The following is a 24,980-nucleotide window of genomic DNA, read 5'->3' as shown; positions in this document are numbered from 1 at the left end:
CACCCATGACGGGCGCTGTCAGGGGCGTTCCCATTCCGGGCGATCGAGGGCTCCCGGCGGCAAATAATGTTCTGCGTTTTCACCGAGACGGGCCATTACCTGAAAGAAATCACGCCTAGGCAGACGAATATCCAGCAGGATTCGGCCCTGCTCGTCAAATTGTTCTTGCTGAACGGCATTCAACTCGTGCAACGCTGCGCGCAATCTTCCTTGTTCGGGCGCCAACGTCAAACCCGTTTCGAGCAGGTCCTCGGCCAGCAGTTCGCCGAGCGCTTCCTGCAACAGCTCGAATCCCCGGGCCTCGCGTGCCGAGAGCCAGACGATCCGGGGACGGCCATGCTCGTCGCGCTCCAGGCGCGGCGCCGTTCCCAGCAAGTCGATCTTGTTCATCACCAGCAATTGCGGTACGTCACCGGCCCCGATTTCCTCGAGTACCGTATCGACCTGCGCGACGTTGAAGTCCCGGTCCGGGTCGGCCGCGTCGATGACGTGCACCAGCAACGATGCTTCGGCGGCCTCCTGCAGCGTGGCGCGGAAAGACTCCACCAGCTTGTGGGGCAAGTGGCGGATGAAACCGACGGTATCCGCCAGCACCACCGGGCCGACGTCCGCCACATTGAGCCGCCTCAGCGTCGGATCGAGCGTGGCGAACAACTGATCGGCAGCGTACACCTCGGACTCGGTGAGTGCATTGAACAGTGTCGACTTCCCCGCGTTGGTATATCCCACCAGGGAGACGCTGGGAATTTCGGCCCGTGCCCGTGCCCGCCGATTCTGATCGCGCTGCGTGCGGACTTTTTCCAGGCGCTTGTGAATCGCCTTGATGCGCGCCCCGAGCAAGCGCCGGTCGGTCTCGAGCTGCGTTTCCCCGGGGCCACGCAGGCCGATGCCGCCCTTCTGGCGCTCCAGGTGGGTCCAGCCGCGTACCAGACGTGTCGACATGTACTCGAGCTGGGCCAGCTCGACCTGGAGCTTGCCTTCGTGCGTACGCGCACGTTGCGCGAAGATATCCAGGATCAGACCGGTGCGGTCCAGCACACGGCTTTTCAGCGCACGCTCGAGATTGCGTTCCTGCGAGGGAGACAAGGCATGGTTGAAGATGACGATATCGGCACCGTGAAGCTCGCGTATCTCGCGAATTTCTTCCAGCTTGCCGCTGCCGATGAAGGTCTTGGGATCGGGACGACGCCGGCTGCCCTCGACGAGGGTCGCCGGCGTCACACCCGAGGAACGCACCAGCTCCAGGAATTCACCCGGGTCTTCGCGTTCCTGTTCGTCGTGGAAATCCACATGGACGAGAACCGCCGTTTCACCGGCGTCGGGACGTTCGAAAAACAATCAGCGCCTCTCGATCAACTGTCTTCTTCTGCCGGGGCATTCGGGTCCTGGACAGGAAGACGCACGTTGCGTGACGGCACGACCGTGGAAATGGCGTGCTTGTATACCATCTGGCTGACGGTGTTGCGCAGCAGGATGACGAACTGATCGAAGGACTCGATCTGCCCCTGAAGCTTGATACCGTTGACCAGAAAGATGGAAACCGGAATGCGCTCCTTGCGCAGGATGTTCAAGTACGGGTCTTGAAGGGACTGTCCTTTGGACATTTTGCTCTCCCTAACTTCTCGCTGTGGTTTATGGTCGTTTTCGAAGGGTCACAGCCGCCGATCGGGCCGCCGCCGCCGTTTGCGGAGACGCTCGCCAGACGTTGTCGTGACCGGACATCTTACGCTAAGTGCTGCTTCCGCGCACGATTTTCAATACCTGTTCATGTGCGTCCGAGGCATCGCTGTCGATCCAGTGCACGCCCTCCCAGCCGCGCAGCCAGGTCAACTGACGCTTGGCGAGTTGTCGCGTCGCGGCCAGGCCGCGCTCGCGCATCGTCGCCGCGTCCGTCTCGCCGCGCAGATGCTCCCACATTTGACGATAGCCCACGCAACGTATGGCGGGGAGTCCTCGATGCAGGTCTCCGCGTGCCTGAAGCGCCGCCACCTCATCGCGGAAGCCCGCCGCCAGCATGCTGTCGAAGCGCTCGGCGATGCGCGCATGCAGCACGTGGCGCGCATTCGGCGCCAGGGCTATGGACACGAGCCGCCAGGGAAAGGTTTCGCGGGCCTGTTCGGCCCACAGTTCCCCCAGCGCCCGCCCCGTGAGCTGATAGACCTCCAGGGCCCGCAGCAATCGCTGTCGGTTGTGCGGATGGATCGTCTCGGCGGCTACCGGATCGACACGCGACAGCTCCCGGTGCAGAGCCACCAATCCCTCGCTCTCGGCCCGGGCATTCAGCGCTTCCCGGAGTGCCGGATCGCGTGCCGGCAACGAGGCCACACCATCGATCAAACGCTTGATGTACATCATGGTGCCACCGACGAGGATCGGCGTACGCCCCTGCGACGAGATGTCGCGCATCTCGGCCAGGGCATCGTCGCGAAACTCGGCGGCGGAATACGTCTCGGCCGGATCGCGAATGTCGATCAGGCGATGCGGCGCACGCGCCAGCTCCTGGGCGGACGGCTTCGCGGTGCCGATATCCATGCCACGATAGATCATCGCCGAGTCGACGCTGATCAATTCTCCTCCCAGCCGCTCGCGTAGCGCGATGGCCAGATCGGTCTTGCCGGCCGCCGTCGGGCCCATCAGCAAAAGGGCCAGTGGCCGTGTATCACTCATCGAAAGTCCTGAAACGGTAGCCGGTCAGCGGGGTCACTGACCGCGTAGAAACAACTTGTCCAGCTCATGCATCGACATTTCGGTCCAGGTGGGACGACCGTGGTTGCATTGCCCGCTGCGCTCGGTGCGCTCCATGTCGCGCAGCAGCGCATTCATTTCGGGCACCGTCAGCCGGCGATTGGCGCGCACGCTGCCGTGGCATGCCATGCTGGAAAGCAGCTCGTTGATATGGACCTCCAGGCGATCGGAGCGCCCGAAACGCTCCAGGTCACCGAGCATGTCGTGGATCAAGGCCTCGACATCGGCATTGCCCAGCAGTACCGGCACCTGTCGCACCAGCAGGGTTTCCGGTCCGGCGACATCCAGTTCGACGCCCAGCCGCTCGAAGGTGGCGCGCTCGTTCTCGGCGGTTTCCACCTCGCGGGCGCTGGCAGCGATCGACACCGGCACCAGCAGCGGCTGCGTCTGCAGTCGACCCAGCGCCTGACCGTCGCCGTGTACCTGCTGCTTCATGCGCTCGTAGGTGATGCGCTCGTGGGCGGCGTGCATGTCGACCACCACCAGGCCGCGCTCGGTCTGGGACAGAATGTACACGCCATGCAGTTGCGCCACGGCGTACCCCAGGGGCGGCGCCTGAGTGTCGTCGGTCTCGGCCATTGCGGGCGACGATGACGCCGGCGGAGCGGGTGTCCCCGCCGCTTCTTCCGCCGCTTCCTGTGGCTGCGGGGTCAGCAACGACGCCTCGTGCTCGGGGTGCAGCGCACGATAACCGGCCATGAACTCACGCACGCGATGCGCCGCGGGTCGCTCCCGCTCCTGGCCTGCGGCCAACGCCATGCCCTGCTGCTGCCAGCGCGGCTCGGCCTGGCCCGCCGATGCCTCGGCGGCTGTCGCCGTCGTCGCATCCGTCGACGGCGTGGCCTCGTCTCCTCCCTCCGTCGATGTGGCGTTGGGCCGCACATCGGCCAGGGCACGATGCAGACTGGAGAACAGGAAGTCGTGCACCAGCCGGCCATCGCGGAAGCGCACCTCGTGCTTGGTGGGGTGCACATTGACATCGACCACATGCGGATCGAGTTCGAGATACAGCACGAAGACCGGATGGCGGCCATGGAACATGACGTCGCGATACGCCTGACGCACGGCGTGCGCCACCAGCCGGTCCCGCACGACACGCCCATTGACGAAGAAGTACTGCTGGTCCGCCTGGGCGCGGGAGTGAGTGGGCAATCCCACCCATCCCCACAGACGCAAGCCCGTCGCCTCGATATCCACGTGCAGGGCATTTTCCAGAAACTTGCGGCCCAGCAGCGCACCGACCCGGCGTTCCATGGATGTCGAGGCATCGCCCGCGCGCAGTTGATGCACCACCTTCTGGTTGTGCCGCAGAATCCAGCCGATGTCGTAGCGCGACAGCGCCAGGCGCCGAAAGGCTTCTTCGACATGCCCGAACTCGGTCTTTTCGGTACGCAGAAACTTGCGACGCGCCGGCGTGTTGAAGAACAGATCGCGCACGACCACCGAGCTGCCCCGCGGATGCGGTGCAGGCGTCACCCGCGGCTCCATCTGGCGCCCCTCGGCGACGACCCGCCAGCCATCGCTCGGCTCGTCGTGAGTGTTGGAAATCAACTCCAGGCGCGACACCGAGCTGATCGATGCCAGGGCCTCGCCGCGAAAGCCGAGACTATCCACTCCCTCCAGATCGTCCAGCGAGGCGATCTTGCTGGTGGCATGCCGTGACAGTGCCAGCGGCAGATCCTCCTGATCGATGCCCCGGCCATCGTCGCGCACGCGGATCAACCGCGCGCCCCCGGATTCGAGATCGATCTCGATGCGCTGACTGCCGGCATCGATGGCGTTCTCGACCAGTTCCTTGACCACGGAGGCCGGACGTTCGACGACCTCGCCGGCCGCGATCTGGTTGGCGAGTCGAGGGTCGAGAATGTGAATGCGTCGAGTATGCGTCATAACACCATTGTGCCTCGCGCAAGCGGCGCGCGTCATGCGCGCGCTTACGACTGCGGAATCTTCAGGACCTGGCCCACGCGCAGAATGTCGCCATTGAGATCGTTCGCTTCCTTGAGGGCCAGCATCGTCACGTCATGGCGCGAGGCGACCTCCGACAGCGTGTCGCCTGCCTGAACGCGATACTCGCCCGGCCCGCTGCCACGGCCCTGATCGCGCTGCCACGCCAGCAAGCTGCTGGGAGGTGGGTTCTGACGGAAATGCGCGATGATGCCGGTGCCGATGGCATCCGCGAGTTTCGCCTGGAAAGGCGACGACAAGAGCCGCCTTTCCTCCGAGGGGTTGGAAATGAAGCCCGTCTCCACCAGCAGTGACGGGATATCCGGTGACTTGAGCACCACGAAACCGGCCTGTTCGACCTGGGACTTATGCAGGCGGTTGACACGCCCCAGCTGGTCGAGCACCTGCCCCCCGGTACTGAGCGACTCGTTCATCGTCGCGGTCATGGTCAAGTCGAGCAGCACCCCGCGCAGCACCTCATCCTTGTCGGAAAGGTCCAGGCTACCGTCGACGCCGCCGATCAGGTCGGCACGGTTTTCCGACGCCGCCAGCCAGCGCGCGCTCTCGGAAGTGGCCCCATGCTTCGACAGCGCATACACCGAACTGCCGCTCGGCCCCCGGCTCTTGACCGCATCGGCATGCACCGAGACGAAGAAATCGGCCTTCTGCTTTCGCGCCAGCAAGGTACGCTGCCGTAGTCCGACATAATAATCGCCGTCCCGGGTGAGGAAGGCCTTGAACCCCGGCGTATTGTTGAGCTTTGCGTTCAGCTTGCGGGCGATGGCCAGCACCACATTCTTCTCGTAGGTGCCATCCGGTCCGATGGCGCCGGGATCCTCCCCCCCGTGCCCCGGATCGACGGCGATGATGATGTCGCGCTTGGGATGCGGCTTGGCCTGACTGTCCTGACGGGCAAGGACCTCGTCGGGATCCTTGCCCTGGGCCTTGGCTTCGACCAGGGCCCGCTCGGCGCTCATTTCCTGATCGCGGATCATCGCGGCGATCGGGTCGATGGGTTCGTCGAGGGCGCTTTCGCCGGGATAGTCGAGATCCACCACCAGGCGATGACCGTACTGGTCGGTGGGCGGCAGCATGAAGTGATGCGGCACGACCTCGCGCCCGAGGTCCAGCACCACGCGCAGATCGTCACCGTTGCGGACCCCGGTGCGCAACGCCTCGATCGCGCTGTCGCCGGGCTCGACCTCACCGGGGTCGAAGGCCAGCCGGGTATCTTCCAGATCGACGACCAGACGGCGTGGATCGTCGAGCATGAAGATGGAACTCTCTGCCTCGTCGGACAGATCGAAGACCACCCGAACGTGGTCCGGCGCCGCCCAGGTACGAATGTTGTCCACCTCGGCGGCGTGCGCGGACGTCAGCTGCGCGAGCGTGAGCAGCGTCAACAACGCCAGGCTCATGCTGCGCCGGAAGGTACGCATGACGCGCATCGCGCGCCGAGGCATAGCGGGGTACAGCGTCAAGAGTCGGCTTCCTTGTCCCGGCATGTGTCGTGTAGGGCGGCGATTACCGCTTGCCCGCGGGGCGTGAGACCTTCGAGCGAGACCTCGCGGCCCTCGCCGGCCAGCGCCAGCCGCACCACCAGATCCGGCGGCGGCAACCAGCCCTCCCCACGCGAAGGCCATTCGATCAGGCTCAGGCCGTCGCCGCCGAGCATGTCCCGCGCCCCCATGAACTCGAGCTCCTCGGGATCGCCCAACCGATAGAGATCGAAGTGGTACACCTCGATGCCTTGCAGCACATAGGGCTCCACCAGGGTATACGTCGGGCTCTTGACGGCGCCGTCATGGCCGTAGGCGCGCAGCACGCCACGCGTCAGCGTGGTCTTGCCCGCCCCCAGCTCTCCTTCCAGGTGGACACGTCCGTGGCCGCCCAGGGCATGCCCCAGTGCTTCGCCGAAGGCGACGTGGGCGGCTTCGTTTGGCAAAAAGCGTCGCATCGATGGTGGTATCTCGAGTTATCGCATGACATCAGGATCGTGGGTTGGCGATCACGCGCACATAGGATGCCAGATCCGTGGCGACCAGGCCACGCTCGCCCCCGGCCCGGGCCGCCGCGTCACCGGCCAGCGCATGGATCAGGACCCCCAGGCGTGCAGCCTCCCCCGGCGTTCTGCCCTGCCCCAGCAGCGCCCCGATGACGCCCGACAGCACATCCCCCATGCCCCCGCTGGCCATGCCGGGATTGCCATACGGACACACGGCGACCCCATCTGCGTCGGCAATCAAGGTTCCCGCGCCCTTGAGTACCACACTGCCGCCATAACGCTCGCGCAGCGCCAGCACCGCTGCCCGACGGTCCGCCTGGACCTCGGCGGTGGTGCTGCCCAGCAGGCGTGCAGCCTCGCCGGGATGTGGCGTCAGCACCCAGTCGTCGCGATCGCGCGCCTCCTCGGCCAGCAGGTTGAGAGCATCGGCATCGAGGACGCTGGGCACGGCGGCATCGAGTGCCAGCCGCCATAACGCCTTCCCCCAGGCATCACGCCCCAGACCGGGACCGACGACCAGGGCGTCGGCCTGAGCAAGAAGCGGCTGTGCCTCGGCCGCCGCCTGCACGCCACGCGCCATTACCTCGGGGCTGCGCACCAGGCTCGCGGCGACATGCGCCGCATCGGTGGCCAGGCTGACCTTGCCCGACCCCATGCGCAATGCGGCCTCGCAGGCCATCAACGCCGCGCCGCCGAACCCCACGGCGCCCCCCACCACCAGCAGATGCCCGAAGTCACCCTTGTGGCTGCCTCGGGCACGTGGCGGCAGCGCCGCCTGCAATTGCTCGGCCGCCAGCAACTCGCCCAGCGGCACCAGGTCGCCATGGGTCTCCGGGGCCGTGCCCAGGCTCTCGACGACCAGTTCGCCGACATGATCCGCGCTGGCGCCGGTATGCAGCCCGAACTTGTCGGCAATGAACGTGACGGTCACCGTGGCGTGTACCGCGACGCCTCCGATGCCACCGGTCTGTGCCGACAGCCCGGAGGGCACGTCCACCGCCAGTACCGGGCGCCGCGTGGCATTGATCGCCAGAATCGCGCTCCGCAAGGGGTCGCGCACCTCTCCCGAGGCCCCGGTCCCCAGCAACGCATCGACCAGCACCTCGCCATCCAGCGTCATGCCTTCCCGCCAGGCAACCGGCGTCACACCGGCCCGCCGCGCCAGCGCGCATGCCCGTGCCGCGTCGCCCGTCAGGCATGCCGGATCACGCAGGGCCACCAGTTGTACATCGAGGCCATCGCACACCGCCAACGCCGCGATCACGTAGCCGTCACCGGCATTGTTGCCGCCCCCGCACAACACCGTGAGCCGACGCGCACCGGGCCATCGTGCACGCAGTACGTCATAGGCGGCCTGGGATGCTCGCTGCATCAAGTCGAACCCCGCCACGCCGGCGTCGATGATGCGACGATCCAGGGTCCGAACCTGCTCCGCCCCGTACAGGGCATGTGTCACTGGCGATGCCGCCGTCATGTTCGCCTCCTGTCGTGCCGGCCTCGCCGGCGACAAACGTTTATTCCCCGCCACGATTGCGCTAGGGTGGCGCCCACGCTTCACGGGGTCCTCGTCATGTCCTCATCCGCGCCTATCGATTACGCCGCGCTTGCCGACCGCATCCACACCTGGGGGCGCGAACTCGGCTTTCAGCAGGTCGGCATTACCGACACCGATCTCGCCGCGCACGAGCGTTATCTCGAGCGCTGGCTGGCAGCCGGCTACCATGGCGAAATGCACTTCATGGCCAAGCACGGCAGCAAGCGCACCCGTCCCGAGGAACTCGTGCCCGGTACCTTGCGGGTCGTCAGCGTGCGCATGGACTACCTGCCGCCAGAAGTGGAAACCACCAAGGTACTCGGCCAGCCCGAGCGTGCCTACATCTCTCGCTATGCGCTGGGACGCGACTATCACAAGCTGATACGCAAGCGTCTCGCCACACTCGCCAAGCGCATCGAGGACGAGGTCGGCGCCTACGGCTACCGGGCCTTCGTCGACTCGGCACCGGTCATGGAGCGGGCCCTGGCGCAGAAAGCGGGGCTTGGCTGGTTCGGCAAGAACGCCATGCTGCTCAATCCGCAGGCCGGCTCGCTGTTTTTCCTCGGCGAGCTGTATACCGACCTTCCGCTGCCGGTGGACGCGCCCTTCGACAGCGAACATTGTGGCAAGTGCTCACGCTGCCAGACGGCATGCCCCACGGGCGCCATCGTCGACGACAAGGTCATCGATTCGCGGCGCTGCATTTCGTATCTGACCATCGAACTGGCCGGTTCGATCCCCGAAGAGTATCGCGAGGCGATGGGCAACCGTGTCTATGGCTGCGACGACTGCCAGCTGGTCTGCCCGTTCACACGCTTCACCCGCGTATCGCGAGAGGACGACTTCGCCCCGCGCCATGATCTCGACCGCGCCTCGCTGGTAAGGCTGTTCGCCTGGAGCGAGGAAGAGTTCCTGGCACGCACCGAGGGCAGCGCCATCCGCCGCATCGGTTATGAACGCTGGCTGCGCAACCTGGCCATCGGCCTGGGCAACGCCCCCTGGAGCGACCAGGTGGAAAGCGCTCTGCGTGCACGCCTGGCCTATCCCTCGGACCTGGTCCGGGAGCACGTGCGCTGGGGACTCGAACAGCAACGCCGCAAGCGCGAGCGGCGCATCGCCAGCGACGTCGATGCCCCGGCAGCGCCCGAACGCAGCGCCTAGACCCGCAAGAACGTCTGACGATAATGCGCCAATTCGGCCAGCGACTCGCGAATGTCGTCCATGGCCTGGTGCGTATTGCGCTTCTCGAAGCCTTCCAGCGCCTGAGGATTCCAGCGCTTGGCCAGTTCCTTGAGCGTCGACACGTCGAGATTGCGGTAATGGAAGAAATCGGCCAGCTCGGGCATCTCGCGTACCAGAAAACGGCGATCCTGGTGCACGCTGTTGCCGCACATCGGTGAGCTGTTCGGCGTGACATAGCGCTTGAGGAACGCCAGGGTCTGGCGCTCGGCCTCGGCGGTATCGATGCGACTCTCGCGGACACGCTGCGTGAGCCCCGAATCACCGTGCGTACGGGTATTCCACTCGTCCATGCCCGCCAGCAGGGCATCCGGCTGATGCACCGCCAACACCGGCCCTTCGGCCACCAGATTCAGATCGTTGTCGGTGATCAGCGTGGCCACCTCGATGATGCGCTCGCGCTGAGGGTCGAGGCCGGTCATTTCCAGATCGATCCACACCAGCAGGTCGCTGCGCGGGGCTTGCGGCTGTTCGCTCGCCATGTCGTTCTCCCGTCCGAGGCGCCACGCCTAGGGACAGCGTGGCGCGATGAAGGCTACAATGGCGGCCATTGTACCCTGTCCCGAGAGCGCATGAGCAAACGCAAACTGAGCCGCCAGCAACGCTGGCGGGTCGAAAAGATTCAAGCCGAGCGCGCCGAGCGTGCCGAACGACGTGCCCGACGCGACGACACCTCCCTGGATGCCGGCGATTACGGCCCCGAACGCCTGGGGCGCGTCACCGCGCATTTCGGACGCACGCTGGAGGTGGAGGCCGAGGACGAACATGGCGACCTGCAACGCCATCGCTGCCACCTCCGGGCCAATCTCGAAGGGCTGGTCACCGGGGACCATGTGGTATGGCGCGTCGCCGCCGACGGCAGTGGCGTGGTCGTGGCACGTCAGCCACGCCAAAGCGTGCTGGAACGTCCCGACGCACGCGGTCAGCTCAAGCCCGTGGCGGCCAACATCGCGCAGATCCTCATCGTCTTCGCCGTGGAGCCGGCCCCCCACCCCAACCTCATCGACCGTTATCTCGTCGCCGCCGAGGCGACCGGCATCACGCCCGTGCTGGTGCTCAACAAGACCGACCTGCTGCCCGAGACGGGCAGCGATCTGCGCACTCTGCTGGCACGTTACCGGGCCATCGGGTATCGCGTCGTCGCCGCCTCCACGCAGCAGGAAGGCGGACTCGACGCCCTGCATGCCTGCCTCACCGAGCGCACCTCGGTTTTCGTGGGCCAGAGCGGGGTCGGCAAGTCGTCGTTGATCGATCGTCTGCTGCCCGACATGCAACTGCGCGTCGGGGCCCTGTCGGCGGACTCGCGCAAGGGCACGCACACCACGACCACGGCAACGCTCTATCACCTGCCGGCCGGCGGCGAACTGATCGACTCCCCGGGCATTCGCGAATTCGGCCTGGGCCATCTCGAAGAGCACCAGGTGGCGCAGGGCTTCATCGAATTCCAGCCGTATCTGGGTCATTGCCGATTCCGGGATTGTCGCCACCGCCAGGAGCCGGGCTGCGCCCTCCGCGACGCCGTCGAGCGCGGCGACATTCTCGCCTCGCGCTTCGACAGCTATCGCCATATCGTCGATGGCCTGACAACGCGTTGACGCCATGCAAAACGCCTCGCCATGAGGCGAGGCGTTCGGGGCACGCGCACGGGTGACGCCGGGCGTCCGGACTAGCGGATGCCCGGCACGTCGGCGAGCCTGTCCAGGCCACGCCGGATATCACGCTTGAGGTCGTCCAGCGCTTCCAGCCCCACGGCGATGCGAATCAGGCCTTCACTGATGCCCGCGGCGGCTTTCTGCGCGTCGCTCAAGCGCGCGTGGGTCGTCGTCGCGGGATGCGTGACCGTGGTTTTCACATCGCCCAGGTTGCCTGTGATCGACATCAAGCGCGAGTTGTCGATCAGCGTCCAGGCCCCGTCGCGTCCTCCCTTGACCTCAACACCCAGCACGGCGCCGAAGCCGCGCTGCTGACGTTTGGCCAGCGCATGCTGGGGATGCCCTTCCAGACCGCTGTAGTGCACGCGCGCAATCTCCGGCTGCGCCTCCAGCCACCGCGCCAGGGCCTGCGCATTCTCGTCATGGGCTTTCATGCGCAAGCTCAGTGTTTCCAGCCCCTTGAGGAAGATCCAGGCGTTGAAGGGGCTCATGCACGGCCCGCAGGTGCGCACGACGCCCACCAGTTCCTGAAGCATCTCGCTGGAGCCCACCACGGCACCGCCGATGGCGCGGCCCTGGCCGTCCAGATACTTGGTCGCCGAATGGATCACCAGATCGGCCCCCAGGTCCAGCGGCCGCTGCAGCGCCGGGGTCAAAAAGCAGTTGTCGATGGCCAGCCAGGCCCCGTGGCGATGGGCGATCTCGGCCAGCGCGGCGATGTCCACCACCTCGGACAAGGGGTTGGAAGGCGTCTCGGCGAACAACAAGCGTGTGCTGGGAGTGATGGCCGCTTCCCAGGCATCCAGATCGCCCAGTTCCACGTAGTGCGTCACGATCCCCAGCTTGCCGAGGTACTTGTCGAACAGGCTCACCGTCGAGCCGAACAGCGAGCGCGAAGCGACGATTTCATCGCCTGCCTGCAGGAACGCCAGGGCCGTGGACAGAATCGCCGCCATACCGGAGCTGGTGGCCACGCAGCGCTCGCCGCCTTCCAGCGCCGCCAGACGCTGCTCGAAGGTACGCACCGTGGGGTTGGTGAACCGTGAATAGATGTTGCCCGGCTCTTCGCCCGAGAACTTGCGCGCCGCCTCGGCGGCGCTATCGTAGACGAAGCTCGACGTCGGAAAGATCGGCTCGCCGTGTTCCTGTTCGTGCGTCCGCTCGTGGCCGGCACGGATCGCCAGCGTGTCGAGCGCGAGTGCCTCGTGGATCTCGTCCGCCATGCCTCGCCTCCTCAGTTGTCTTCTTCGACGTCGTTATGCAAGTCGACCACGGCGTGGACCGTGTTTTCGCGATGCTTGGCCAGATCGTTGCGCGCGGCCTCGAGGTCGGCCAGGTAGGCCGCATCGATGTCTCCGGTCACGTACTGGCCGTCGAACACCGAGCAGTCGAATTCCTCGAGGGTCGGATTGACGTCGCGGCATGCGGCCTTGAGGTCCTCGAGCTCCTGATAGACGATGCGGTCGGCACCGATCAGCTCGCCGACTTCCTCGTCGCTGCGCCCGTGAGCGATCAGTTCCGAGGCGACCGGCATGTCGATGCCGTAGACATTGGGATAGCGCACCGGAGGCGCGGCGGAGGCGAAATACACCTTGCGCGCGCCGGCCTCGCGCGCCATCTGGATGATCTGCTTGCAGGTCGTGCCGCGCACGATGGAGTCGTCGACCAGCAACACGTTCTTGCCCTGAAACTCGACGTCGATGGCGTTGAGCTTCTGGCGCACCGATTTCTTGCGCTGGGTCTGGCCGGGCATGATGAAGGTCCGCCCGATGTAGCGGTTCTTCATGAAGCCTTCGCGATAGGTGACGCCCAGGTGCTGCGCCAGTTCCAGCGCCGAGGTACGCGAGGTGTCGGGGATCGGGATCACCACGTCGATGTCATGTTCCGGCCAGTCGCGCAGGATGCGATCGCCCAGCTTGCGCCCCATTTCCATGCGCGTGCCGTAGACATAGGCGCCGTCGAGGATCGAATCGGGACGCGCCAGGTAGACGTGCTCGAAGATGCAGGGTGTCAGGCGGGGGCGATCGGCACACTGCTGGGTGTGCACGCGGTTGCCATCGGTTTCGATGAAGATCGCCTCGCCCGGCGCCAGGTCGCGGCACAGCTCGAAGCCCCCCACGTCCAGCGCCACCGATTCGGAGGCGATCATCACCTCCTGGCCTTCCTCGGTGTCGCGCGTGCCGTAGACCACCGGGCGGATGCCATGGGGGTCGCGAAACGCCACCATGCCGAAACCGTTGATGAAGGCCACCGCGGCGTAGCCCCCTTGGCAACGGCGGTGCACCCGACGCACCGCATCGAAGATATCGTCGGGTGTCAGGTGATGTCCCTGCTTGCCGAGCTCGTGCGCGAAGACGTTGAGCAGCACTTCCGAGTCGGAGCTGGTGTTGATGTGGCGCAGGTCGGAAAAGAACAGCTCGCGCTTGAGCTGTTCGGAGTTGGTCAGGTTGCCGTTGTGCGCCAGGGAGATCCCGTAGGGCGAATTGACGTAGAACGGCTGCGACTCCGCTTCGCTCGACGAGCCCGCGGTGGGATAGCGGATATGCCCGATGCCCATGTTGCCGCGCAGGCGCGTCATGTGACGCGTGTGGAAGACATCCCGCACCAGCCCGTTGCTCTTGCGCAACAGGAAGCGTCCCTCATGCCATGTCATCATCCCGGCGGCATCCTGGCCACGGTGTTGGAGCACTGTCAGCGCGTCATACAGCGACTGATTGACCGCCTGATTGGCCATGAGGCCCACGATACCGCACATTGCGCCTTTACCTCGCTTGCCTTGGGAGTGGCGAGCGATCGCCGAACCGCGTCGCTCGCGTCAAAAACCTGTGATACATGCGCGCCGTCTCACGGCGCCCTGGTGTCCGGCGGCGTGCCGTTCTCGGTCTCGGGCGGGCGCGACTCGAGCACGTCCTGGGCCGCGTCGCGCCCCGTATCGCGCAACGCGCGCTCGGCCTCCGAGGTGTCGATCTCCCACGCCTCCAGTCGCTTCACCGACCAGTCCCGCAACTGCTCGAACGCCGGGCGCAGTTGCGCGTTCTGCCAGGCGGCCAGTCCCGACAGTGGCGTCAGGGTCAGAATGACCGTGGCCAGCACCAGGATCAGCGCGCCACGCGCGGCACCGAACGCCGCCCCTGCCACGCGATTGAAAAAGCCCATGCCGACCCATTCGATGGCGGCATTGATCATGCGGATCAAGAACCCGCAGAGCATGACGATGACGAAGATGACCAGCACGAACCCGAGGACCAGGCGTATGTCGGGATGCTCGATATAGGGCGCCAGCATCTCGGCCACCGCCGGGGCGAACATGCGCGCGCCCAGCAGGGCCGCCACCCAGGCGGCCAGTCCCAGTGCCTCACGTACCAGACCGCGCATGAAACCGGCCAGCATGGAGATCGTCAATACCGCCAGAAACGCCCAGTCGAGCCACGTCAGCGTCATCAATCCTCCCGCACGCGGATCAGCAGCCCCTGGATGTTGGCGTCTTCCTTGAGTTGGGTACGCACACGCTCGCCTTCATCGGAAGAATCGAACGGCCCCACGTAAACCGTGGTCAAGTCGTTGTCGCGCGGGCGCTGATAGGCATTGAAGCCTTGCGACGAGAGCTGCTCGACGAGACGCTCTGCATTGCCGGGCTGACCGAAGCTGCCCACCTGTACCGCCCAGCCGCCACTGGCCTGGGTCGTGGCGGACGGTTCATCATTCGAGGCGCGCTCCTCGGTGGATGAGGTCGACTGCTGCGCAATGGCAGCGATGGGGTCCTCGTCACCGGGAGCGTCCGCATTCCGGTCGGCGGCATCCTCGGCAGGCTCTGCCTCGTCGGACGCCGGAGGCGACGCCTCCGAGGCCGCCCCGTCGGGCGCACCGAGCTGTGCCTCGGTCGCCGGCACGGGCGGTTCGCCATCGACGGCACCGTCGAGCGCCTCGGGAGGCGTGGGCGTCTCGACATCGCGTTGATCCACGGGAATCGGCTGCTCGATGGTCAGCACCGGTTCGGGACGCTCGCTACGCGGCGTCGGCTCATCGAACAGCATCGGCAAGAAGATCACCGCCAGCGCCACCAGGATAATGGCGCCGCTGATGCGCTCACGCATTCCGTACTTCATGACGCACTCCTTGAACTCGCCGCACCCAGCGTTTCCAGTGCGGCAAGCGCCTCGGCAACGGTCCAGAACGATCCACAGACCAGAATGTCGTCGCCATTGTCCATGTTCGCATGCAACCACCGCACGCCGTCCTCGGGCGAGGCTCCCTGATGCAGGACCTTGGCGCCCCGCCCTTCCACAAACGTCGCCAGCTGCGCCGCATCACGCGCCCGATCCCCGCTCAGAGAGACGGTGACCCAGGCATCGATCTGCGGCGCCAGCGCCGCGATGACCCCATCGGCATCCTTGTCGGCCAGCATGCCCAGCAGACACAAGCGCCGCCCGCGACGTGGGCGCTGCGCGAGCTGCCCGGCCACATAGGCGGCGGCATGCGGGTTGTGCCCGACGTCCAGACACCAGGGACCCATCCATTGCAGACGACCGGCCAGCACCACCCGCGACAGGGCGCGTCGGGTAGCGGTTTCGTCGAGCTTCACGTCGGCCAGCGCCAGGGTCTGCAGGGCGACCGCGGCATTGTCCAGCGGCAGGCCGGGATCCGGCAGGCCGTGCAGCGCCACCTTCTCGCCACCGGGCGCGGTGCCTTGCCATTGCCACTCGCTCCCCTCCTGGCCGCGGTCACCCATGCGCCAGGCAAAGGCCTCCTGGAGCGCGAAAACCGGCGCTGACAGTGCGTCGGCACGTTCGCGCACACTGGCGGGCAACGTCGTGCTGCCCAGCACCGCGGGCCGTCCCGCACGCAGGATACCGGCCTTTTCCCGGCCTATCGTGTCGAGATGGGTCCCCAGAAACGCCGCATGGTCCTGAGCCACCGTCGTGACCACGGCCACGTCCGGGTCGATGACATTGACCGCATCCAGGCGCCCGCCCAGACCGACTTCGAGAAGCGCGACATCCGGCTGCCAGCGCGCGATCAACCAGAGCGCCGCCAGCGTGCCCGCCTCGAAATACGTGAGCGTGACCGGATCGCCGTCGAGGCGCGCTGCCTCGACGGCTTCGAAGCCCTCCACCAAGGCGGCATCGTCGGCTTCGCACCCTGCAAGACGCAGGCGCTCGTTGTAACGCAGTAGATGGGGGGAGGTATAGGCGGCGGTCCGCAGGCCATGCTCGCGAGCGACTGCCTCGAGCATGGCCACGGTCGACCCCTTGCCGTTGGTCCCGGCCACGGTGATCACGCGCGTGGCCAAGGGCGTATCGAGCAGCGCCAGCCGCCGCGCGACCTCGGCCACGCGTTCCAAGCCCAGGTCGATCGCCACGGGATGCTGGCGTTCGAGGCGCGCCAGCCAGGCCTGCAGGGAGGTCGCGGCAGTCATTCAGTGATCGGCCTGGGAGAACTCGTCCAGTGTCGATTGCGATGCCGTGTCGTCGGGCTCGGCATCACGATCCTGATGCGGCTGGTGTGTCAACTTGCGCATGACGCTACCCAGGCGCTCGCGCATGTCGTGGCGATGAACGATCATGTCCACCGTACCGTGCTCAAGCAGGAACTCGCTGCGCTGGAAGCCTTCCGGCAGCTGTTCACGCACGGTCTGCTCGATGACGCGCGGCCCGGCGAAACCGATCAGGGCGTTGGGCTCTGCGACATTGATATCACCCAGCATGGCCAGCGAGGCGGACACCCCACCGAACACTGGATCGGTGAGCACCGAGATATAAGGCACGCCTTCCTGCTTGAGCTTTTCCAGCGCGGCGGAGGTCTTGGCCATCTGCATCAGCGAGAACAGGGCTTCCTGCATGCGCGCGCCGCCGGAGGCCGCGAAACATACCAGCGGAACGCCCTCTTCACGGGCCTGGGTCGCGGCACGCACGAACTTTTCGCCCACCACGGCCCCCATCGAGCCGCCCATGAAACTGAACTCGAAGGCCACCGCCACGACAGGCAGACCATCGAGCTTGCCACGCATGGCGATCAAGGCGTCGTTTTCGTCGGTCTCTTTCTGGGCCGCCGCGAGGCGATCCTTGTATTTCTTGGAATCGCGGAACTTGAGCCGGTCGACCGGCTGCAGGTCGGCGGCGATTTCCTCGCGGCCTTCCGTATCCAGAAACCAGTTGAGACGCTTGCGGGCCGTCAGGCGCAGATGGTGATCGCATTTCGGGCACACGCTCTGGTGGCGCTCCAGCTCGGGGAGATAGAGCACCGCCTCGCAATTGGGGCACTTACGCCACAGGCCATCCGGCACGCTTTTCCGGCGATCGGCTCGCTGGGTACGGCTCATTGACGGCACGATTTTGTCTAGCCAGCTCATGGTTCTGAGACGCTTCCGTGTTGCTTGTCTGACGCATGAAGCCACATCCGTGGCCCCATGCAGCGAATAGTCGTTGGCGAATGCCGTAGGGCATCAGCGGCCGTCGGAACGGTCCAGCGCATCGCGCATGTCGCCGAGCACCGCCTTGAGCGCCGCCGGTATGGCCTCGGGGGTCTCGGCGTTTTCGGCGATGCGCGACACCAGAGCACTGCCGACGATGACCCCGTCGGCCACCCGGCCCACTGCCGCCGCCGTGTCGCCATCCCGAATCCCGAACCCGACGCATAGCGGCAGGTCGGTCATCTCGCGAAGCGGCGCCAACTGGCGCTCGACGGCATCGACGTCCAGCGAGGCGGCACCGGTAACGCCCTTGAGCGATACGTAGTACAGATAGCCTTCGCCATGTCGACATATTGTAGCGGCCCGCGACGGCGAGGTGGTAGGGGCAAGCAGAAAGATCGACTGCAGCCCGTGCTCGGAGAACAGCGGTGCGACCTCAGCCATCTCCTCCGGCGGCATGTCGACCATCAGCACGCCGTCGACGCCCGCCTCCCGCGCGCGCCGCGCGAAATGCTCGTATCCCATGCGCTCGACGGGGTTGAGATACCCCATCAGGACCACGGGCGTTTCCGCATCGGTGGCGCGAAACGTCGCGACCATGTCGAGAACATCGGTCAACCGCGTGCCCTTGGCGAGCGCACGCTCGCAGGCTTTCTGGATCACCGGGCCATCGGCCATGGGGTCGGAAAACGGCACGCCCAGCTCCAGCACGTCGGCGCCAGCCTCGACGCAGGCGTGCATGAACCCCACGGTATGCTGCGGCGCCGGATCGCCCGCGGTGATATAAGGAATCAACGCGCGGCGCTGTTGAGACTTGAGCGCCGCGAAGCGTTTATCGATACGATTCATAGTCATGTCTCCGCCAGCGCTTAGAATTCCAGACCGTCGATCTTGGCCACCGTGTGGATGTCCTTGTCGCCACGCCCGGAGAGATTGACGATGATGTGCTGGTCGGGACGCATGGTCGGTGCCAGAACCTTGGCATGCGCCAGGGCATGGGCCGACTCCAGCGCGGGCATAATACCCTCGACGCGCGTCAGCTCGCGGAACGCGGCAAGAACCGCGTCGTCGTTGGCCGCCACGTACTGAACCCGGCCGACATCCTTCCACAGCGCATGCTCGGGGCCGACACCAGGATAGTCGAGCCCGGCAGAGATCGAGTGCGTATCCGAGACCTGCCCCCCCTCGTCGGACATCAGGTAGGTCCGGTTGCCATGCAGCACCCCGCTGGGGGCATTGGCGGTCAGCGGCGCGGCGTGACGCCCGGTCTCGACACCGTCGCCGCCGGCTTCGACACCGTACATGGCCACGTCCTCGTCCTCGAGGAAGGGATAGAACAGGCCGATGGCATTGGAACCGCCGCCGACACAGGCCACCAGGGCATCCGGCAGGCGACCGATCTGAGCAAAGCTCTGCTCGCGCGCTTCGCGACCGATCACCGACGTGAAGTCGCGCACCATGGCCGGATAAGGATGCGGGCCGGCCACGGTACCGATGATGTAGAAGGTATCGTCGACATTGGTCACCCAGTCGCGCAGCGCCTCGTTCATGGCGTCCTTGAGGGTTCGCGACCCGGACTCGACCGGATGCACTTCGGCCCCCAGCAGGCGCATGCGATAGACGTTGAGCTTCTGGCGCTCGACGTCCTCGGCCCCCATGTAGATCTCGCACTTGAGCCCCAGCCGCGCGGCGACGGTGGCCGTGGCCACGCCATGCTGGCCGGCACCGGTTTCGGCGATGACCCGAGGCTTGCCGCTCTTCTTGGCGAGCAGCGCCTGGCCGATGGTGTTGTTCACCTTGTGGGCCCCGGTGTGGTTGAGATCCTCGCGCTTGAGCCAGATCTGCGCACCGCCGAGCTGCTGGGACCATCGCTGTGCGTGATACAGCGGAGACGGGCGGCCCACGTAATGAGCCAGGTCACGGTCGAATTCGGCCTGGAAGTCGGCATCGTCGCGAAGGCTCATGTAGGCCTTCTCCAACTCCTCCAGGGCGAAGCTCAGAGTCTCCGAAACGAACCGGCCACCGTGCGGGCCGAAATGGCCTTGGGCGTCCGGCATTCGGGTCAGGTCGCTGAACTTGGTCACGAATGACACCTCTATGGGGCTTGGGTATGGGACACTTGGGACAGAAATGCCCGGATGCGCGCAGGATCCTTGAGACCCTTTGCCGCCTCGACGCCTCCCGAGACGTCGACGGCATAGGGCCGGACCCGGTGAATGGCTTCGGCGACGTTGTCCGCCGTCAAGCCTCCCGCGAGAATAACAGGTTTTGCCAGGTTTGCGGGGATTCGCGACCAGTCGAAGGTCTCCCCGGTGCCTCCGGGAACGCCGGGGCGGTAGGCATCCAGCAGCAGACCGCGCGCCGCATCGTAACGGGACATCTCGGCATGCAGGTCGATGCCGTCGCGCATGCGCAGTGCCTTGATCCAGGGAGTATCGAGACGCGCGCAGTCGTCGGGGGATTCGTTGCCGTGGAGCTGCACGAGATCCAGGTGGCGTGCGTAGCGCCGAATCTCGTCATCGGCCTGGTCGACGAACAGCCCCACCCGGGTCACGAACGCCGGCACGCGGGCGGCCAGGCGCGCCAGCCGGGCTTCGTCGATGGCCCGCGAGCTGCCCGGCCACAGGACGAACCCCAGCGCATCGGCGCCCGCCGCCACCGCGGCGTCGATGTCCTCCTCCCGGGTCAGGCCGCAGATCTTGACGCGCGTACGCTGCATCGGCGACGTCATGATGACACCTCCCGGCGCGGCGGATGGACACGACGCTGACGCCGCGCTCGCGCCCACTCGCTATCGGGCAGGCGGCGCTCCCCGGTCCACTCGCCGAGAAACGCCAGCAGATTGGGCCCCAGCGGCTCCTTCGGCAACACGAAGCGCTCGTCATACAGCGCATCGACGAAATGCAGTCCACATCCCGGCGCCGTGACATTGCCTTGCGTCCGGTCGCGAAGCGCCAGCAGCTCGCCGAGGTAACCGGTCGAGTGATCGCCCCGCCCGACCGCCACCAGGGCGCCGGCGATATTGCGAATCATGTGATGCAAGAAGGCATTGGCCTGAATGTCGATCACCACCAGTTGGCCATAGCGACGCACCTCGATGAAGTGCACATGCCGCCACCGGCTCTTCGACTGACAACCCGCGGCACGAAAACTGGAAAAGTCATGCTCGCCGACCAGCGCCTGGGCAGCGGCATGCATGCGCTCGGCATCCAGAGGCTCACGGCACCAGGTCGCATTGGCGCGCTCCAGCACCGGCCGCGATGGCTGATTGAGGATCACGTAGCGATAGCGCCGGGCCAGTGCGGAGAGGCGTGCATGGAAATCGTCGGCGACCGGCACGACCCAGCGTACCGCGACATCGCGCGGCAGGTTGGCATTGGCACCGAAGAGCCAAGCCTTCTGGGTGCGTGTCACCGGGGCGTCGAAATGCACCACCTGGCGCGTCGCATGCACGCCACTGTCGGTCCGCCCGCTGCACAGGACCTGAACCGGCGCATTGGCGATCCGCGACAGCGCGGCTTCCAGCGTCCCCTGCACCGATGCAGCGTGCTTGAGCCGCTGCCAGCCACAATACGCACTGCCATCATACTCGACGCCCATGGCAAGGCGCCCCTGTAGCGGCTGGCGATCATCCTGAAACTCAAAAAATGCCATCGAAATCAGCCACGCGAAACCCTCGAATATCGATCACGGAACGGCCCGACGCCCGGCAGCAAAGCGATGCGCTCATACGGCATCGTGGCTACGCATCAGCGCCTTGGCCTCATGCGACACCTGCTCGTCCTCGGCGCGCGCGGCGACGGCCAGCAGCGCCCTGGCACGCTCGCCTCCGCCCTCCTCGGCCAACAGATGACGCGCTTCCGCCAATGCCTCGGCGGGGCGTTCATTATCCAGATCCCGCGGCTCGAATGCCACTTCCTCGACTTCCCAGCCGGACGTGTCGTGCGCCAGGGTCGACAACCGTTCCGGGGCGTCGTCCTCGTCCCCCGTCTCCACGTCGGGCAACTGGTAGTCCAGTCGCGAAGGAGCCTCGGGAATCTCGGGCGGCTCGAACTCGAGAGGCTGCGCCTCGGCATCGGGACGCGGAGCCGGTGTTGCCGCTTCGTCCACCGGGGACGTCGCGGGCGCCTCGTCCTCGCCATGCTCGACACGCGTCGATGGCGGGCGTGCCTCGAAAGCCTCGGGCGTTGCCGATGCAGACGGCGAAACGTCGCGCTCGGCGGGTACTTCTGCCGCCGTCGCGGGCGCTCCGTCCTCCGGCTCTCGGGGCGTCGGGGCAGCGTCCTCGAACAGCCGGTCCACTTCCGAGGCTCCCGCCGACGCCTGCGGCGCGGCATCGGCCCGAGTGCTGGCCAGTTGCCGATAATGCGCAAGCAAGGCGTCGGCCTCGCGCCGCGTCTCGGCATCGGCCGACGGTGCGAAACGCTCGGCTTCCCGAGCCATCGCCGTCATCTCGCCCAGCTCTCCCAGCGCCGTCAACAGCTTGAGCCGCAGCTCGGTGCTCTCCTGTTCCGCCAGGCGCGCCTGCAACCACTCTCTTGCCTGATCGTAACGCCCATAGGCCATGTAGATATCGGCTTCATCGATGGTCGCGGTTTCCGGGCCATCGTCCTTCCCGAGCCCCGGTCGCGCCTTGGCCCCCGTCTCCGTTGCGCCCAGCTGATTCGCGACTTCCTGATAGGTGGCCTCGCGTCCACGCCGCCACCGCTGCCATCCCCAGATACCCAGCAAGGTTACCAGGGCCGCCAGCAAGGCGAGTTGCAGCGGCAGCAACCAGGAAAACCCGGCGTCTTCCCCCGGCGTCGCCTCGGGAGGCGCCTGCTCGACCGCCGCGCCGCCCGAAGAAGCGGCCTCGGATGCCGCCGTGGACGTGGCGGCAGCAGGCTCGGAAGAGGATGTCGCAGCAGGTGCTTGTGCCAACAATGCCGCCACGCCAGACAAATCGGCCACGGTCGCGGGCCTCGGTGACTCGCGGGCCGCGAGGCGTTCGGCCAGCGCATCGCGTTCGTGCTCGACGCGTGCCAGACGAACCCGCAGAGCCTGCAACGCCGCTTCCAGCTCGGCGGCACGCGACGCCTCGCTCGCCGGCTTCGCGGCTGGCGCGGCCGCTGCTGTCGGTGCCGGCGCTGGCGACGAGGCACTCACGGCTTGGGCGTCGGCCTTCGGACGCGAGGTCTGGCGCTGAGAAGATGATGCTCGCTCGCCCCCCGCATGGCTCGTCAGCGCATAACCGGGCGGATCGAGCAGCAGGGTCACGGGGGCTTGCAGCCGACCCCCGGGCCAGGAAATCGACAACAGCAACTCGAGGTACGACTGCGTCACCGGCGTTTCGCTGGTGATCAGAATGCGCGGCGACGCTCCCCCTTCGGGCACCGTCACGCGCAATGGCAGAGCCAGGGCTGAAGTGTCGACGCCCGCCGCCTCGAAGGCCGCCGCGTCGGCGAGGTGTACCTCGAAGCGACGAGGCGCGATGCCTTCCGCTCCCGACAACGGCAGTACGGCGCGCAACGGCTGGTGAAGCAAGGACGTGACGCGGGGAGCTTCCACACCGACGCCCCAGGCAGAAGGGACCGCAGTACCGATACCGGCCAAGACGAGACAAGATGCCAGGACAAGCTTGCGCAGCATGAGCCCTCTCAAAAGCGGCGAACGATGACAATCATGGACTGAGTTTTATCATACCTCGCAGCATGGCGCCTCATGCCAGCCTCCGTGTAACGAGACGAGCCCGCCAGGGGCGGGCTCGTCTCATGCCTCATGGTATTGGCCTTGTACCGCTTCACGCCACCGGCCCGTGGCGGTCAGCGCGTGGCGATGACCCAGACGGCGTGAATGATCCCGGGAATGTACCCCAGCAACGTCAGCAAGATATTGAGCCAGAAATGCAGTCCGAACCCGACCTGCAGGAAAACCCCCAGCGGCGGCAACAGAATGGCCAGAATAATGCGGATAATATCCATACATCCTCTCCTTGAATGCGTCCTTTCAGAGTAAATGCGGGGCGTTCTCCCCGCCGGTTTCGCTACGTGGCGTTCGTGCCGGGCAGACGGACACTCCCCCCGGCCGTGAAAACGTCATGACGACGTGCCTTGCGTCTTGGGATCGAAATGCTCGACGCCAGGTGCCTGTGAATGCGCCTCGGGATCGACTTTCTGGCGCACCGACTCGGCTCCGGCCGCCAGCGTTTCATGATGGCGCTCCCAGTCTTCCCAGTCATGAGGCGTACCACTGCGGGGCCGTTGACTTCCGGCGCCGCGGGCGCGCGCCCAGGCGAGCTCCTCGAGCGTATGAGGCTTGTCCTCCTCCTTGTCGAGACCGATGCCCTGCTTGGCCAGGTAATCGCGTGCGTTCATGCCACCTCCCGGGATGGGTTCACCACCGCTGACTCACTATAGCGTATCACTCCTTTAGGTGAAGGCGTACGCGCTGCTTTCAAGAGGCCTGCCCTTTTCAATGCCCCACTCATTTATCGTTTTTCTCTATCAAAGCTTTCGGTTTAATCAAATTCATCATGTTTTGCCCTCTCGGCATACTGAGTGGCGTTTTTCCTGAGCCGCGCCCAGTCGTCTCGCAGCGACGAGGTCGGCACCGACATTTGCATTTCCAGCAGGAGGGGGCATGACGCTCGATTCCCGTGAAGGCCAATCCGTACCCGATGTCACCTTCAAGGTACGTCGTGACGGCCACCTCATCGACGTGACCAGCGAAGCGCTGTTCAAGGGCCGCAACGTGGTCTTGTTCGCTCTGCCCGGCGCCTATACCCCCACGTGCTCGTCGAATCATCTGCCGCGCTACAACGAACTTGCCGACCGTTTCTATACCAGCGGCATCGACGACATCGTCTGCCTGTCGGTCAACGATCCCTTCGTGATGGAAGCCTGGGGCCAGCATCAGGAAGCCGAGAATCTCACGCTGATCGGTGACGGCAACGGCGAGTTCACCGCCGGAATGGGCATGCTGGTGGACAAGTCCGGCCAGGGATTCGGCCAACGCTCCCGGCGCTACGCCATGCTGGTGCGTAACGGCGTGATCGAGAAGCTGTTCGTCGAGCCCGATCTTCCCGGCGACCCCTTCGAGGTCTCCGATGCCGACACCATGCTCGACTATCTCAACCCCGAGGCCGGACGCCCCAGCTTCGCCACGCTCTTCACCAAGCCCGGCTGCCCTTATTGCACGCGCGCCAAGGAACAGTTGCAGCGTCACGGCATCGGCTACGAGGAAATCGGTGTGGGTCAGCGCGACGTCACCAGCCGCTCACTGCGCGCCATGACCGGACGTGCCAGTGTGCCGCAGGTCTGGATCGACGGCGAATACATCGGCGGCGCCGATGACGTCACGCGTTTTTTCGCCGAGCGCGCAACGGCCTGACGCTCATGCGGCCTGTCGTCCATGCCACGGCAAGACGGTCGCCGTGGTCTTCATCATCGTCTTGAAACTCACGAGGATAAA

The 24,980-nt window shown here is 65.8% G+C and carries 24 protein-coding genes; 3 read left to right on the top strand and 21 right to left on the bottom strand.

The features are described from left to right. Positions 1 to 18 precede the first annotated feature (18 nt). The 7 genes from hflX to CSAL_RS06470 form a co-directional block, all read right to left on the bottom strand. A complete protein-coding gene (hflX, locus tag CSAL_RS06500; RefSeq protein ID WP_011506579.1) occupies positions 19 to 1,338 on the bottom strand; it encodes a ribosome rescue GTPase HflX in 1,320 nt (439 codons plus the stop codon). A 14-nt stretch (positions 1,339 to 1,352) separates the two neighbouring features. Further along, positions 1,353 to 1,604: an RNA chaperone Hfq gene (gene hfq, locus CSAL_RS06495; protein ID WP_011506578.1), complete on the bottom strand. Its 252-nt coding sequence runs from the start codon at positions 1,602 to 1,604 to the stop codon at positions 1,353 to 1,355. Positions 1,605 to 1,728: 124 nt separating this feature from the next. Beyond that, entirely contained in the window at positions 1,729 to 2,667 is a 939-nt protein-coding gene (miaA, locus tag CSAL_RS06490) for a tRNA (adenosine(37)-N6)-dimethylallyltransferase MiaA (RefSeq protein WP_011506577.1), read from the bottom strand. Positions 2,668 to 2,700: 33 nt separating this feature from the next. After that, a complete protein-coding gene (gene mutL / locus CSAL_RS06485) occupies positions 2,701 to 4,635 on the bottom strand; it encodes a DNA mismatch repair endonuclease MutL (protein ID WP_011506576.1) in 1,935 nt (644 codons plus the stop codon). 44 nt (positions 4,636 to 4,679) lie between these two features. Then, positions 4,680 to 6,131, bottom strand: coding sequence for an N-acetylmuramoyl-L-alanine amidase (locus CSAL_RS06480; protein WP_370599264.1), 1,452 nt, complete (start codon positions 6,129 to 6,131; stop codon positions 4,680 to 4,682). Between the two features lie 38 nt (positions 6,132 to 6,169). After that, positions 6,170 to 6,649 carry a tRNA (adenosine(37)-N6)-threonylcarbamoyltransferase complex ATPase subunit type 1 TsaE gene (tsaE, locus tag CSAL_RS06475; RefSeq protein ID WP_011506574.1) on the bottom strand — a complete coding sequence of 160 codons (480 nt, stop codon included), beginning with the start codon at positions 6,647 to 6,649 and terminating at the stop codon, positions 6,170 to 6,172. A gap of 31 nt (positions 6,650 to 6,680) precedes the next feature. Beyond that, a complete protein-coding gene (locus tag CSAL_RS06470) occupies positions 6,681 to 8,171 on the bottom strand; it encodes a bifunctional ADP-dependent NAD(P)H-hydrate dehydratase/NAD(P)H-hydrate epimerase (protein WP_011506573.1) in 1,491 nt (496 codons plus the stop codon). A gap of 96 nt (positions 8,172 to 8,267) precedes the next feature. On the opposite strand from CSAL_RS06470, the gene queG reads away from it, so the two are divergent. After that, the gene (gene queG, locus CSAL_RS06465) at positions 8,268 to 9,392 is read left to right on the top strand and encodes a tRNA epoxyqueuosine(34) reductase QueG (protein ID WP_011506572.1); all 1,125 of its coding nucleotides are present in this window, start codon (positions 8,268 to 8,270) and stop codon (positions 9,390 to 9,392) included. Here queG and orn read toward each other — a convergent pair. Then, entirely contained in the window at positions 9,389 to 9,952 is a 564-nt protein-coding gene (gene orn / locus CSAL_RS06460) for an oligoribonuclease (RefSeq protein ID WP_011506571.1), read from the bottom strand. The two genes, queG and orn, sit on opposite strands and share 4 nt — an antisense overlap. Before the next feature lie 90 nt (positions 9,953 to 10,042). On the opposite strand from orn, the gene rsgA reads away from it, so the two are divergent. Then, entirely contained in the window at positions 10,043 to 11,065 is a 1,023-nt protein-coding gene (gene rsgA / locus CSAL_RS06455; protein ID WP_011506570.1) for a small ribosomal subunit biogenesis GTPase RsgA, read from the top strand. 71 nt (positions 11,066 to 11,136) lie between these two features. On the opposite strand, the gene CSAL_RS06450 is transcribed toward rsgA, so the two are convergent. The 13 genes from CSAL_RS06450 to CSAL_RS06390 form a co-directional block, all read right to left on the bottom strand. Continuing rightward, complete coding sequence (locus tag CSAL_RS06450) at positions 11,137 to 12,345, bottom strand: O-succinylhomoserine sulfhydrylase (protein WP_011506569.1); 1,209 nt, start codon at positions 12,343 to 12,345, stop codon at positions 11,137 to 11,139. An 11-nt stretch (positions 12,346 to 12,356) separates the two neighbouring features. Further along, complete coding sequence (purF, locus tag CSAL_RS06445; protein WP_011506568.1) at positions 12,357 to 13,877, bottom strand: amidophosphoribosyltransferase; 1,521 nt, start codon at positions 13,875 to 13,877, stop codon at positions 12,357 to 12,359. Between the two features lie 89 nt (positions 13,878 to 13,966). Further along, complete coding sequence (locus CSAL_RS06440; RefSeq protein WP_011506567.1) at positions 13,967 to 14,563, bottom strand: CvpA family protein; 597 nt, start codon at positions 14,561 to 14,563, stop codon at positions 13,967 to 13,969. Beyond that, a complete protein-coding gene (locus CSAL_RS06435; protein WP_011506566.1) occupies positions 14,563 to 15,228 on the bottom strand; it encodes an SPOR domain-containing protein in 666 nt (221 codons plus the stop codon). The genes CSAL_RS06440 and CSAL_RS06435 overlap by 1 nt, the downstream gene beginning before the upstream one ends. Further along, positions 15,225 to 16,538: a bifunctional tetrahydrofolate synthase/dihydrofolate synthase gene (gene folC, locus CSAL_RS06430; RefSeq protein ID WP_011506565.1), complete on the bottom strand. Its 1,314-nt coding sequence runs from the start codon at positions 16,536 to 16,538 to the stop codon at positions 15,225 to 15,227. Before folC ends, CSAL_RS06435 begins: the two co-directional genes overlap by 4 nt. Beyond that, a complete protein-coding gene (accD, locus tag CSAL_RS06425) occupies positions 16,539 to 17,471 on the bottom strand; it encodes an acetyl-CoA carboxylase, carboxyltransferase subunit beta (RefSeq protein WP_011506564.1) in 933 nt (310 codons plus the stop codon). Between the two features lie 93 nt (positions 17,472 to 17,564). Further along, positions 17,565 to 18,380 carry a tryptophan synthase subunit alpha gene (trpA, locus tag CSAL_RS06420; RefSeq protein WP_011506563.1) on the bottom strand — a complete coding sequence of 272 codons (816 nt, stop codon included), beginning with the start codon at positions 18,378 to 18,380 and terminating at the stop codon, positions 17,565 to 17,567. Positions 18,381 to 18,400: 20 nt separating this feature from the next. Beyond that, the gene (trpB, locus tag CSAL_RS06415; RefSeq protein WP_011506562.1) at positions 18,401 to 19,615 is read right to left on the bottom strand and encodes a tryptophan synthase subunit beta; all 1,215 of its coding nucleotides are present in this window, start codon (positions 19,613 to 19,615) and stop codon (positions 18,401 to 18,403) included. Between the two features lie 11 nt (positions 19,616 to 19,626). Next, on the bottom strand, positions 19,627 to 20,262 hold the full coding sequence (locus CSAL_RS06410; RefSeq protein WP_011506561.1) for a phosphoribosylanthranilate isomerase: 636 nt from the start codon (positions 20,260 to 20,262) through the stop codon (positions 19,627 to 19,629). Then, a complete protein-coding gene (truA, locus tag CSAL_RS06405) occupies positions 20,259 to 21,185 on the bottom strand; it encodes a tRNA pseudouridine(38-40) synthase TruA (protein ID WP_043558078.1) in 927 nt (308 codons plus the stop codon). Before truA ends, CSAL_RS06410 begins: the two co-directional genes overlap by 4 nt. Positions 21,186 to 21,257: 72 nt before the next feature. Then, a complete protein-coding gene (locus CSAL_RS16890) occupies positions 21,258 to 23,159 on the bottom strand; it encodes a FimV/HubP-related protein (protein ID WP_011506559.1) in 1,902 nt (633 codons plus the stop codon). A 173-nt stretch (positions 23,160 to 23,332) separates the two neighbouring features. After that, entirely contained in the window at positions 23,333 to 23,491 is a 159-nt protein-coding gene (locus CSAL_RS17175; protein WP_011506558.1) for a YqaE/Pmp3 family membrane protein, read from the bottom strand. A 114-nt stretch (positions 23,492 to 23,605) separates the two neighbouring features. Next, on the bottom strand, positions 23,606 to 23,884 hold the full coding sequence (locus CSAL_RS06390; RefSeq protein WP_011506557.1) for a hypothetical protein: 279 nt from the start codon (positions 23,882 to 23,884) through the stop codon (positions 23,606 to 23,608). A 265-nt stretch (positions 23,885 to 24,149) separates the two neighbouring features. On the opposite strand from CSAL_RS06390, the gene CSAL_RS06385 reads away from it, so the two are divergent. Beyond that, positions 24,150 to 24,899, top strand: a complete 750-nt coding sequence (locus CSAL_RS06385; RefSeq protein WP_011506556.1) for a redoxin family protein — start codon at positions 24,150 to 24,152, stop codon at positions 24,897 to 24,899. Positions 24,900 to 24,980 lie beyond the last annotated feature (81 nt).

Source organism: Chromohalobacter israelensis DSM 3043 (genome assembly GCF_000055785.1).
GTDB classification, from domain to species: domain Bacteria; phylum Pseudomonadota; class Gammaproteobacteria; order Pseudomonadales; family Halomonadaceae; genus Chromohalobacter; species Chromohalobacter israelensis.
This window is presented reverse-complemented; position numbering and strand designations above follow the sequence as displayed.

What these genes read in the sequence shown, in the direction of transcription:
- hfq (WP_011506578.1), bottom strand. Translation starts at nt 1,604, where the DNA reads ATGTCCAAAGGACAGTCCCTTCAAGACCCGTACTTGAACATCCTGCGC.
- miaA (WP_011506577.1), bottom strand. Translation starts at nt 2,667, where the DNA reads ATGAGTGATACACGGCCACTGGCCCTTTTGCTGATGGGCCCGACGGCG.
- mutL (WP_011506576.1), bottom strand. Translation starts at nt 4,635, where the DNA reads ATGACGCATACTCGACGCATTCACATTCTCGACCCTCGACTCGCCAAC.
- CSAL_RS06480 (WP_370599264.1), bottom strand. Translation starts at nt 6,131, where the DNA reads ATGCGTACCTTCCGGCGCAGCATGAGCCTGGCGTTGTTGACGCTGCTC.
- tsaE (WP_011506574.1), bottom strand. Translation starts at nt 6,649, where the DNA reads ATGCGACGCTTTTTGCCAAACGAAGCCGCCCACGTCGCCTTCGGCGAA.
- CSAL_RS06470 (WP_011506573.1), bottom strand. Translation starts at nt 8,171, where the DNA reads ATGACGGCGGCATCGCCAGTGACACATGCCCTGTACGGGGCGGAGCAG.
- queG (WP_011506572.1), top strand. Translation starts at nt 8,268, where the DNA reads ATGTCCTCATCCGCGCCTATCGATTACGCCGCGCTTGCCGACCGCATC.
- orn (WP_011506571.1), bottom strand. Translation starts at nt 9,952, where the DNA reads ATGGCGAGCGAACAGCCGCAAGCCCCGCGCAGCGACCTGCTGGTGTGG.
- rsgA (WP_011506570.1), top strand. Translation starts at nt 10,043, where the DNA reads ATGAGCAAACGCAAACTGAGCCGCCAGCAACGCTGGCGGGTCGAAAAG.
- CSAL_RS06450 (WP_011506569.1), bottom strand. Translation starts at nt 12,345, where the DNA reads ATGGCGGACGAGATCCACGAGGCACTCGCGCTCGACACGCTGGCGATC.
- purF (WP_011506568.1), bottom strand. Translation starts at nt 13,877, where the DNA reads ATGTGCGGTATCGTGGGCCTCATGGCCAATCAGGCGGTCAATCAGTCG.
- CSAL_RS06440 (WP_011506567.1), bottom strand. Translation starts at nt 14,563, where the DNA reads ATGACGCTGACGTGGCTCGACTGGGCGTTTCTGGCGGTATTGACGATC.
- CSAL_RS06435 (WP_011506566.1), bottom strand. Translation starts at nt 15,228, where the DNA reads ATGAAGTACGGAATGCGTGAGCGCATCAGCGGCGCCATTATCCTGGTG.
- folC (WP_011506565.1), bottom strand. Translation starts at nt 16,538, where the DNA reads ATGACTGCCGCGACCTCCCTGCAGGCCTGGCTGGCGCGCCTCGAACGC.
- accD (WP_011506564.1), bottom strand. Translation starts at nt 17,471, where the DNA reads ATGAGCTGGCTAGACAAAATCGTGCCGTCAATGAGCCGTACCCAGCGA.
- trpA (WP_011506563.1), bottom strand. Translation starts at nt 18,380, where the DNA reads ATGAATCGTATCGATAAACGCTTCGCGGCGCTCAAGTCTCAACAGCGC.
- CSAL_RS06410 (WP_011506561.1), bottom strand. Translation starts at nt 20,262, where the DNA reads ATGACGTCGCCGATGCAGCGTACGCGCGTCAAGATCTGCGGCCTGACC.
- truA (WP_043558078.1), bottom strand. Translation starts at nt 21,185, where the DNA reads ATGGCATTTTTTGAGTTTCAGGATGATCGCCAGCCGCTACAGGGGCGC.
- CSAL_RS16890 (WP_011506559.1), bottom strand. Translation starts at nt 23,159, where the DNA reads ATGCTGCGCAAGCTTGTCCTGGCATCTTGTCTCGTCTTGGCCGGTATC.
- CSAL_RS17175 (WP_011506558.1), bottom strand. Translation starts at nt 23,491, where the DNA reads ATGGATATTATCCGCATTATTCTGGCCATTCTGTTGCCGCCGCTGGGG.
- CSAL_RS06390 (WP_011506557.1), bottom strand. Translation starts at nt 23,884, where the DNA reads ATGAACGCACGCGATTACCTGGCCAAGCAGGGCATCGGTCTCGACAAG.
- CSAL_RS06385 (WP_011506556.1), top strand. Translation starts at nt 24,150, where the DNA reads ATGACGCTCGATTCCCGTGAAGGCCAATCCGTACCCGATGTCACCTTC.